8 protein-coding genes are annotated in these 9245 nt (G+C 54.3%); 2 read left to right on the top strand and 6 right to left on the bottom strand.

The window, feature by feature from the left end; genetic code table 11:
- The 6 genes from WW58_RS07610 to WW58_RS07585 form a co-directional block, all read right to left on the bottom strand.
- The coding region (locus WW58_RS07610) for a hypothetical protein (RefSeq protein WP_046435453.1) at positions 1–354 on the bottom strand (354 nt) is incomplete at its 3' end.
- A gap of 35 nt (positions 355–389) precedes the next feature.
- Positions 390–1622 carry a hypothetical protein gene (locus WW58_RS07605; RefSeq protein ID WP_046436631.1) on the bottom strand — a complete coding sequence of 411 codons (1233 nt, stop codon included), beginning with the start codon at positions 1620–1622 and terminating at the stop codon, positions 390–392.
- A 229-nt stretch (positions 1623–1851) separates the two neighbouring features.
- Positions 1852–2607 carry a glycosyltransferase family 8 protein gene (locus WW58_RS07600; RefSeq protein WP_046436629.1) on the bottom strand — a complete coding sequence of 252 codons (756 nt, stop codon included), beginning with the start codon at positions 2605–2607 and terminating at the stop codon, positions 1852–1854.
- On the bottom strand, positions 2604–2798 hold the full coding sequence (locus tag WW58_RS07595; protein ID WP_046436627.1) for a glycosyltransferase family 8 protein: 195 nt from the start codon (positions 2796–2798) through the stop codon (positions 2604–2606). Before WW58_RS07595 ends, WW58_RS07600 begins: the two co-directional genes overlap by 4 nt.
- Positions 2795–3211 (bottom strand): hypothetical protein, encoded by a 417-nt coding sequence (locus WW58_RS07590; protein WP_046436624.1) that lies wholly within the window; start codon positions 3209–3211, stop codon positions 2795–2797. Before WW58_RS07590 ends, WW58_RS07595 begins: the two co-directional genes overlap by 4 nt.
- Complete coding sequence (locus WW58_RS07585) at positions 3204–3833, bottom strand: glycosyltransferase family 2 protein (protein ID WP_180975864.1); 630 nt, start codon at positions 3831–3833, stop codon at positions 3204–3206. Before WW58_RS07585 ends, WW58_RS07590 begins: the two co-directional genes overlap by 8 nt.
- A 281-nt stretch (positions 3834–4114) precedes the next feature.
- On the opposite strand from WW58_RS07585, the gene WW58_RS07580 reads away from it, so the two are divergent.
- Together WW58_RS07580 and WW58_RS07575 are read left to right on the top strand one after the other, a co-directional pair.
- Positions 4115–4423 carry a TRL-like family protein gene (locus tag WW58_RS07580; RefSeq protein ID WP_022197627.1) on the top strand — a complete coding sequence of 103 codons (309 nt, stop codon included), beginning with the start codon at positions 4115–4117 and terminating at the stop codon, positions 4421–4423.
- 372 nt (positions 4424–4795) lie between these two features.
- A complete protein-coding gene (locus WW58_RS07575; RefSeq protein WP_046436622.1) occupies positions 4796–9115 on the top strand; it encodes an autotransporter outer membrane beta-barrel domain-containing protein in 4320 nt (1439 codons plus the stop codon).
- The last annotated feature ends 130 nt before the right edge of the window (positions 9116–9245 follow it).

Raw genomic sequence — 9245 nt, 5'->3', positions numbered from 1 at the left:
GATAAAAGCCGGGTAGTCCGAGACTGTAAAAATCCTGCGGCCTTTGGTCTCCGCATGGACGGCCTCAACGGTCAAAGATACCGCATCAATCATTGTATAGGCACCATCCTCCGCAAGGGTCAGGACATCTTTTCCCAGCCGTGCCCACACCTGCACCGCCTGCCAGTCCTCACCCATGCCCACCAGAGAGGCAACGACGGCCTGCATGGCCGGGGTCTGTTCCGCTGGTATCTCGTCCTGCGTATAGCGCGCCGGAGGTCTATAACCGCCCTTGTCCTGATAAATGGCCGTCAGGGTGAATTCTCCCCACTCGCCGGGCCGGGGAAACTGTATCTGTATCTCTGAATTATTCATGCTCAATCTTCGGTAGTCGTTTCTTCCGTCGTTTCTTATTCGGCTTCCGGGTCAACAAAATCCTCCACCGCCTCGGAGACAATGATATTGCTCTCCATGGAGGAAAACCCGTAATACGCCGGATTGACATTATTGCAATGCAAGTGCATCGTCGCCGGAAGGAACGCTCCGGCCAACGCCCAGCTGTTGGCATTCTCCATATCAAGATAATATCCGGAAAAGGGATAAATATTCTCAAAGCAATGGACTCCCCTCACCGTGGCGATCTTGACGCAGCCGCGGGTGGAATTCCCGCCATGCAGCAGCCACAACGCTCCCCTGTCTTCGGTATCATATCCTCCGTCCTGGTATTGCTCGTAAACCACCGCGTACACGCAGACGGGATAACCGTTATTGGAAGACGTCTCCGGCGCGAGGGCCTGCGTCGTCTTCATCTTCCATTTCTGCTCGGCATTGGAATAATAAATCTCCCGGACACGAATGTGATACCCCCCTGCGGCCGCGTCCCGGACATGATCAAACGTAATATCGATAATCTCCCCAATCCTGTAGCCGCCCGCCGCCTGATCCGGCACCAGCGTAAATGCGTCCCTGTCCCTTCCCATGCGCACGACCGTTTTCATCTGGCCGAACCTGGTCGTGAATTTAGCGCTGACAGACGGCAGGCGCAGCGGGGCCACCCACCCCCGGATGCTGGAATAATTGTGCATGGGCCTCGCGTTGGTCACGAGGCCGCATTTCACGGTAAAAGAGGAATTGGGAGGGACATTGAAATAAAGGGAATTGGGTTCCTTGTCTGTTTTGAAAACCGTCCCGTTGGAAGACGAGCAATCCGCCGGGAGCGGATAGCACCTGAGGGAAAAAGCGTCCGTCACGGCAGCCAGCCCGGCGGCGTACAGGCGGTTGACCGCTGACGTATCCGTTGCCGCCCCCACGGTCAGCGGGATATTGATGCCTCCGTTGGCGTTGACGGCCCCTGCAAAAGTCCCGGACTCAGCCGTCAGATTTTTTAATTCGGCATTTTCTCCTTGCCTGATGCCGTTCTGGCCCGGCAGCCCTGGAACGGCTGTTTTGAAAACCTGGGTGATCAAAGCGTCTTCATCGGATACTTCTATGGCGTCCGTCGGGGCCGCAAAACCGTATTGCCCTTTTTCCCCTGCTTCCAGAATAAGCATGGACGTCTCTCCGGAATTGAAAATGGCGCTTACAGTACAAGCTTTTGTACAGGTCATGACATAGGAACTTCCCTTAATGGTATCAACTTTCATAAATGAATGATTTTTTTACTATTGATAAAACTCCGGAAAAATCATCAGGCATAAAACGTTGAGGCGTTCCTGAAGGCATATGCGGACGGTTTCTCCCGGATTCGGGAAAATTCCGGAGGGGAGTTAAGTCGGCTTGTTAAAAAATAGCCGGCTCTGGCATTTCCCCATAAAAGGCGACGCAGTAAATAGGCTGGGCATCAGGAAAATATAAAGCCCTCCCTCCGTATTTCTATTGATGCTTGCCCTGTAAAAGCCGTTTACCCTTTCCCAGGAGGCATCTCATTTTGGAGATGAACATCCGGCCGGTATCGTTTTGCTTCCGGAAATCCCTGATGTCATCTTTCCACGGAGATTTCTTCCAATACTTGTAGAACAATCCGTAATCCTGGCGAATACTGTTGGGATGCCAGGGTTTGGGATGGCCCCAGTAGTGGATAATGCCCGGCCGCCTGGCGGCTTCCAGCAGGTCTGCCGGCTTCAGGGGATTATTTCTGAAGCTTTTCACGCCTTCCCAACGAATGGACCAGATAGCCCCGTCGCAAATGTTCCACATGGGGTGAAGCAACAGGATACGCTGCTGATAGCATACATTCAAAATATCCTGATCCTGCCAGGAAAGGCGGTGAATATTGTTTTTCGCCCAGGATAAAACCTGGGATTCAAAACGTTCTTCGCGTATTCTTCCGATATGGTAAAGAATGACGCCGGCATTGATGTAAATGGAGTCCCGGTCCAGATTCATTTCTCTCTTCCAGCGTGAAAAAGATTCCTCGGATAAATCTTCCGTGGTGAAAACGCCGGCAATGAGGCAATCTCCGAATTCGGATTCATACATGGGGCTTATGTCCCTGTTGAAAATGGTATCAATATCCACGTAAAGGGCGCGTTCTACCGTGGCGGGAAGTTCCCCTGCGAGGCCAAGACGGTAATACGTCGCCGCCGACCATTTGGAACCGACGGGGAAATCCGTATATTTATCCTTCATGTCAATGAAGTGCAAATGGAGATTGTATCCTGTTGCAGGGAATGGAAACGGGCCGTATTATCCCCGCTTAACCCGTCAGTCATGATGTAAATATCGGCATGAACGCCGAGCGGCAAATTCTCCATGAGGGACACAATGCTCACGCCCGTTCCCAGCGCGCCGTTATCGTCTGTAGCATATACGATATTCATGATCGTGAACGGACTGGATCTTGGTGTTTGCTCTCTGTTCCGTTATTGGTTTGCAACCGGAAAAACAGGAAGCGTCCCATCCTTTCCAGGCGGTCCAGCCATTTGCAGGAGAACATGGTTCTGTCCATGAGAGCGGAAAATGATTGTTCCATGCCTGCTCTTGCGGAACACGCTTTCATATAGGAGTCCAAAAACGGCCGGTTCAGGCATGGGTGCATGATTTTCCTGATTCTGCCCGTCAGGGAAATCCGTTCCTCTACGTTGAGCGATAACAGTCTTTTGGGATGCAATTCCCTGATGACCAGATAATGAACGGCAAATTGCCATTTGGGATTTTTCATGGCTTCAAGCTCATTCAGCAGAGGCGCAATGAGCGAGTGGAGGGAGATATGCTGGTAATGCTCATTATGCATGGCGGAAGAAGCTCTCTGCCTGTAAATGGAGGTGACGGAGCCTCCCAGCCCGATCAGGCCTGTCCCCCGCATGCACCGTGTCCAGTACAGGCCGTCTTCCCCATAGGGCATCGCTTCTTCCCAGGGGGGGAAGCCGGGACGCAAGAAACGAATTCAGGATTACACTGCTGGAATTCATGAAAAGCACTCCCCGTATCCCCAGCCTCCGGATAGATTCGGGATAAGATGGAGGGCGCGGCGGGATGGCCGCCAGTTCATCCCTCATGTAGCGGTTGGCATAGGCCAATATCTCCGGATGACGGTTGAAAAAATCGGCTGCCAGCTCCAGATGCTCGGGATACCAGTAATCGTCTCCGTCCATGAAAGCGATGTAAGCCCCCACGGCCTTCTTCATCCCTGCGTTTCGCGCCCGCGACACGCCGCCGTTAACTTGGGAAACCAGGCGGATTCTGGGGTCATGAAAAGATTGGATGATGGAAACGGTCTCATCGGAAGAACCGTCATCCACGATGATGATCTCAAAATCCTGAAATGTTTGAACCAGTACTGACTGAAGGGCGGCAGCAATATAATTCTCCAGATTATAAGCCGGGATAATAATGCTGAAGAACGGTTTCTGCATGTAAGGGGAATGATGAACTGCTTCGTGAATAGAACGGGAACCAAGATATGGAGAACATGATTCTGATGGGGTTGTAACTATCGCAACCGGTGAATGGCAGGGGGACGAATCCATCGTTCCTCCCATGATTCATCAGCGCGCGAATGAACCTGTCATAGCGAATTCCAAATTCGCTATCCGTAAAAGCGGGTCTTCTTTTTTGGGCATCCACAGTTGCATGACGCTGCACGGAACCTCCCGTCAAAAGAAGGCCTGTCAAAACAATTAATTGAAATCCAATCATGAAAAAACTCCTCATTCTGCTCTCATCCTCCGCCCTTCTCTGCAGTTGCGGCGGCGGCCTTTCAGACCGGCCCATGGGAATGCTGTACGCCAACGTGTCAGACCCCGTCGCTGTCACCAGCTCCTCCGGTTCCCGCACCGGGGTGGCCACGGCTACTTCCTACCTCGGTCTGGTTGCCGTGGGCGATTCCTCCGTCTCCGCCGCCAAGGCCCAGGGAGGCATCAGCACGGTCTCCAGCGTGGACGTCAAACGTGAAAACATCCTTGGCGTCATCAGCAAGTACACCACCACCGTCAAAGGCAACTAATCCTCTTGCGGTGTCTTCATACAGCCGCGCGCCGAAAGGCGCGCGGCTCCCTCGCTCATCGTTTTCCCTTTCTATTACCTGTAACTTCCAATTTTCCAGAACGCCATGAAATTACATCTCCCTATCACTCTCCGCAGAACACTGCTCTCCCTGCTCCTTCCGGTTGCAGGCATATCCCCGTCCATGGGCACCGATCTTTTCGAGAACTCTGAAGAAACGCTGTCTTTCAGTAATAACAGCCGTCGCTTTTATTATGATTTAAATTCGTCCGATCCCCCTACATTACTTTTATCCTTTCAGAATAATCAGGCCATAGAATTCCTCAATAACAGCATTGAAAAGAGTAATGGAGCAGCAATTAGTGTAATTCCAATGGGCTATGGCAACTCCAAGGGACAGGTGGCATTTTCAGGTAACGCCGGCTCCATCAAATTCATCAACAACACAACAACCAATGACGGCGGAGCAATAGCTGGTGGATGGCTTGGGCTGGCATTTGAAAACAATCTCGGAGAAATCCGTTTTGAATCAAATCATGCCGGCGCGCAAGGAGGAGCTATTTCCGGAAGAAGCGGGAATGTATTCACGTTTCAAGACAATAACAACATTATCTTCCTGAATAACTCGATAACCGCCCTTGATAGTACTTCTGATAACTACAGCTCAGTCGGAGGAGCTATTTACACTTGCGGAACTGTCCAATTTGACGGAAATAACCAGGTTGTCTTTACCGACAACAATGCTCAGTCCGCCGGCGCCATCTACGCCGCAGGCCTAAGCATTACCAACACAAAGGAGGAAGTTAAGTTCAACGACAACCACGCAACTGGAAAGCTTTGGCAGCCGGAAAATGCTCACGGCGGCGCCATCTATACTCATTATAATAGTGAAGACTTCCAATTTGACATCAGCGACAATGCCAAGGTTACCTTTGAAAACAATACCGCGACAGGCAGCGGAGGGGCCATCGCCCTGCATGGGCTAGGCTACAGCAACCAAATACCTGTGTTCCAGAAAAACGGAGCACTATCTTTCATTAACAACTCCTCAGGAAATGACGGCGGCGCCATTAACAATGGTGGCAATGATCGCATCATCTTTCAAAAAAATGACACCATCTCCTTTGAAGACAACACGGCTAAAGGAAAGGGGGGAGCCATATGCGCCAACTCAAGCGTAGGCATCTCTTTCACAGAAAATAAACTGGTCTCCTTCACAGGCAACAGCTCAGGAAGCGCAGGTGGGGCCATCTGTGCCAGCAGAGGAACCGTCTCCATCGTCAACAATGAAACCGTTGAATTCCGGGGCAACTATGTAAAACAATACGACGGGGAAGGGAATCTCACCGGAGCCGTACTCAACAGCATCAATGGTACTCCTGAACTTTCCACCCAGGCGAACGGCGGGACCATCACCTTCTACGATCCCGTCGTCAACGCGAGTAGTGTCCACTTTGATCTGAACCGCTATGAAGACAGCGACGGCAATACCGTGACGGGAACCGGGGACATCATCTTTTCCGGCAAATATGCGGAAGAAGATTTAACGGCTATTTTCCAGACGCTGGGGCTGGACGCAACCGGAGCAACGTTCCGGAGCTGCCTGGAAGACTCCCTGACTTCTTCCTTCAAGGTCGGCGGCAAATTCACTCTTCATGGAGGTTCCCTGAAAGTCACGGATGGAGCCATTCTGAATATTTTAAACGGTGATTTCACAGGCGGCAACTATATTGCAAAAAACAATTCTCTCACAGAGCTATCCAATAACGGAACCCTGAATATTGACCGTGACGCCACGTTTGAAGGCGGCGCCAACCTGCGGATCAGCCAGGCAGCCATGACGGCGGGAGGGAACTTCACGTCATCCGGATATGCCCATCTCTACAAGGGAACGCTGAACATTGGAGGGGACGCCGTTCTGAACGGCGGAGGCTGGATTGAACTTCAGAACGGTTCCTCCGTCACAACGGGAGGCGGTTTCACCGTCCAGGAATCTTCCAACGTGACGTTCAACGGCGACGGCAATATCCTGAATGCCGCAGGCAATATCGTCTTCAACGAAGGTTCCTCTCTGGAGCATTACTACGGCACGGGGGCGACCCTGAAGGCTCCCTCCGTCTCCATGACGGGAGCGGATCTGCGGATACGCCCCCAGAATAAGGGTTACGCGTTAACCGTGGACGGAAATCTGACTTTGGAGAACGCCGCCATCTGGCTCTCCCCGGAAAACCATGGAGGAAATCCCACAGCCGTCTTCAACGGGATCGACATTGCCGGAACGCTTTCCGTCTCCGGTTCCACCACCATCAACCTCAGCAGCGAATATGCCGGCCTGATCGGGGAAGACGGAGCAACCCTGACGTTGTTCCGGCTCAATGGAGAAACAGGAGACAACTTCATCGGAAATATCTCTGACTGGACTCTCCAGAGCTGGACGGAAACTTATGACGCCGGCACGGGCGCCTGGGCAAATACCTTCAACCCGCTGGAAAATGCGGAATTGACAAAAACAATCCTGACTGACGGGAAATGGGGCGTCATCTTGAAACTGGCGGGAGGAGAAACGCCTCCCACGCCCGGTGAAGACGATATCTATGTATGTACCGGAGAAGAAAAATCCATCACAGATCTGAGCAAGCGCGTCCATCTGCTGGGCGGCACGCTGGACGTGACCGGCCTCCCCCAAGACACGCCGCTCACCAATCAGACGCTCCTGGAAGGTACAGACGGCCTGCTGGTCATGAATGAAGACCAGAGCCTGATCCTGACGGGCAATCTGACGGGAGACGCCAAGATCGGCTACGACATTGACGGAACCGGCGGCGGCAGCGCCGGAGGCGTCGCCATAGGCAGCGGCGGCGGCTCTCTGAACAGCGGCGCCGTTGACCTGGTCGGGGAAAGGTACAACATCGCCTCCCTGAATGTCCGCAGCGGCCTGGCCAGCGTTAAGGAAACAGCCACACTGGGGCACGAAAACACGAGCATCATCGTCGGTTCTTCCCTCAATAACGGAGAAACCAGTGCCGCCCTCATCAATGACGGTGCCATTCAGGGAAGCACCCTCACCGTAAACTCCGGCGGTGCCGTGACCAACAACAACACATTGCATGTTGCGGAGATTACCCTGAACAGCCAGTCCGCTCTGGCGAACACAGGGAATCTGACGGCGGAGGAAATTACCGTGGCGGAAGGCGCCCTGTTACGCAATACCGGCTCCCTGGAAGGTAACGTCTCCCTCCAGGGCAGCATGAGCAACAGCGGCCAGACCGTCGGCATGATTCTGGTGCAACATGGCGCGTCCCTTTCCGGCGGCGGCATTTTCGATTCAGTCACCGTCCAGCAGGGAGGCAGCCTGAACATTCATGGAGCAGCCAGCTTCAACGGCCTGACATTTGAAGAAGGCTCCGGGATGGCGTTTTCCGTCAACGGAACAACCCCCTTCAGCTCCGGGATGAGCATGGCGGAAACCTACTCCCATGCAACCGTGGGAACCCTGTCTTTCAATGGGACGCCAACCATTGAGGTGAACATCGGCTCCGGCCTGATCGCCTCGGGGTCCGAGTCCTTTGCGCTGAACCTGCTCCAGGCGGAGGAAATCACCGGAACTGCCGAGCTGGAACAACAGCTCCGTCTTACCGGAGAAACCGGCCTGCTGGAAAACGGCGGAGTTCTGGAATGGAACCCGGAAACAGGGGTTCTTACCTTCTCCGGCAAGCTGAATACTGCCGCCGCAGGCGGCCTGGCGGCCCAGGACGCCGCGCTGCTGGCGGACACCCTCTGGAGCAGCGTATCCTCCGTCGCCTCCTTTGCCCGTACGGCAAATGAACAGGGCAGAATGGCCGGGGTCAGATCCTCCCGCCTGTGGGGTGCCGGGTTGGGCTACTTCACCTCCATGTCCTCTGAAGGAACGCTGAGCGGCTTTTCTTACAAGGGTGGTGGCTACGCCGTAGGCGCGGATGCAGCCGTAAGCAAAAACGCCGTGGTCGGAGCCGCGTTCGGCCAGATGTTCGGAACGCACAAGAGTGATAACTCTCTACTCTCTGATAAACAGAGATCCTTCATGTTCGCCCTGTACGGCAACGTCCGCCAGGAACTTGCCCGGGGCCAGGAGCTGAACCTCTCCGGCTACTTCTCCTACGGCAGCGTTGACCACACAGCCAGAACGCACGTGGGCGGCTCCCGCCAGACGAGACGGCCCGGTCGCGCCAGCTGGGATGACAACGTTTACGCCTTCGGCCTGTTGGCGAACTGGGACATTGCCGCGAGCGACACCTTTACCGTGTCCCCCTACACCGGCATTACCTACATGTACGGAACCCAGGGCCCCATTGAAGAGACCTTTGACGGCGGCAGCCGCTCCTTCGGAAACGGCGGCCTGCAGTCATGGAGCGTCCCCGTGGGCGTCACCCTCAAATCCGTGTGCGCTCTGAGCAATGGCCAGGCCCTCCTGCCGGAACTGAGCGTGGCCTATGTAGGGGACATCGCCCGCAGGAACCCGTACACCCGCACCTGGGCTGCCGGGCAATCCGTAACCGGCCGGGGACACGCTCCCGGCAGGCACGCCCTGATGACGCGCGCCGGCCTGGGCTGGCAAATCAACCGGAACTGGAAGGCAGGCGCCTGGTACACGCTGGAAGTCCGCAGCGGACAAACCAACCAGAGCGTCAACCTCAACGCCTCCTACAGCTTCTAAGCTGCTGCCCACCAGCCGTGGGCCGGGAATCCGGTCCGCGGCCTGTTCACCACAAACACTCCTGAGAATCCAAAAACAGCATAAAAAATAACCGCATACGCTCATGAAAAAATTATCTCCGGCATCTGCG

This window comes from Akkermansia sp. UNK.MGS-1 (assembly GCF_000980515.1).
Taxonomy (GTDB): domain Bacteria; phylum Verrucomicrobiota; class Verrucomicrobiia; order Verrucomicrobiales; family Akkermansiaceae; genus Akkermansia; species Akkermansia muciniphila.
This window is presented reverse-complemented; position numbering and strand designations above follow the sequence as displayed.

Coding starts and splice junctions, on each gene's coding strand:
- WW58_RS07605 (WP_046436631.1), bottom strand. CDS start 1,622: ATGAAAGTTGATACCATTAAGGGAAGTTCCTATGTCATGACCTGTACA.
- WW58_RS07600 (WP_046436629.1), bottom strand. CDS start 2,607: ATGAAGGATAAATATACGGATTTCCCCGTCGGTTCCAAATGGTCGGCG.
- WW58_RS07595 (WP_046436627.1), bottom strand. CDS start 2,798: ATGAATATCGTATATGCTACAGACGATAACGGCGCGCTGGGAACGGGC.
- WW58_RS07590 (WP_046436624.1), bottom strand. CDS start 3,211: ATGCATAATGAGCATTACCAGCATATCTCCCTCCACTCGCTCATTGCG.
- WW58_RS07585 (WP_180975864.1), bottom strand. CDS start 3,833: ATGCAGAAACCGTTCTTCAGCATTATTATCCCGGCTTATAATCTGGAG.
- WW58_RS07580 (WP_022197627.1), top strand. CDS start 4,115: ATGAAAAAACTCCTCATTCTGCTCTCATCCTCCGCCCTTCTCTGCAGT.
- WW58_RS07575 (WP_046436622.1), top strand. CDS start 4,796: ATGGGCTATGGCAACTCCAAGGGACAGGTGGCATTTTCAGGTAACGCC.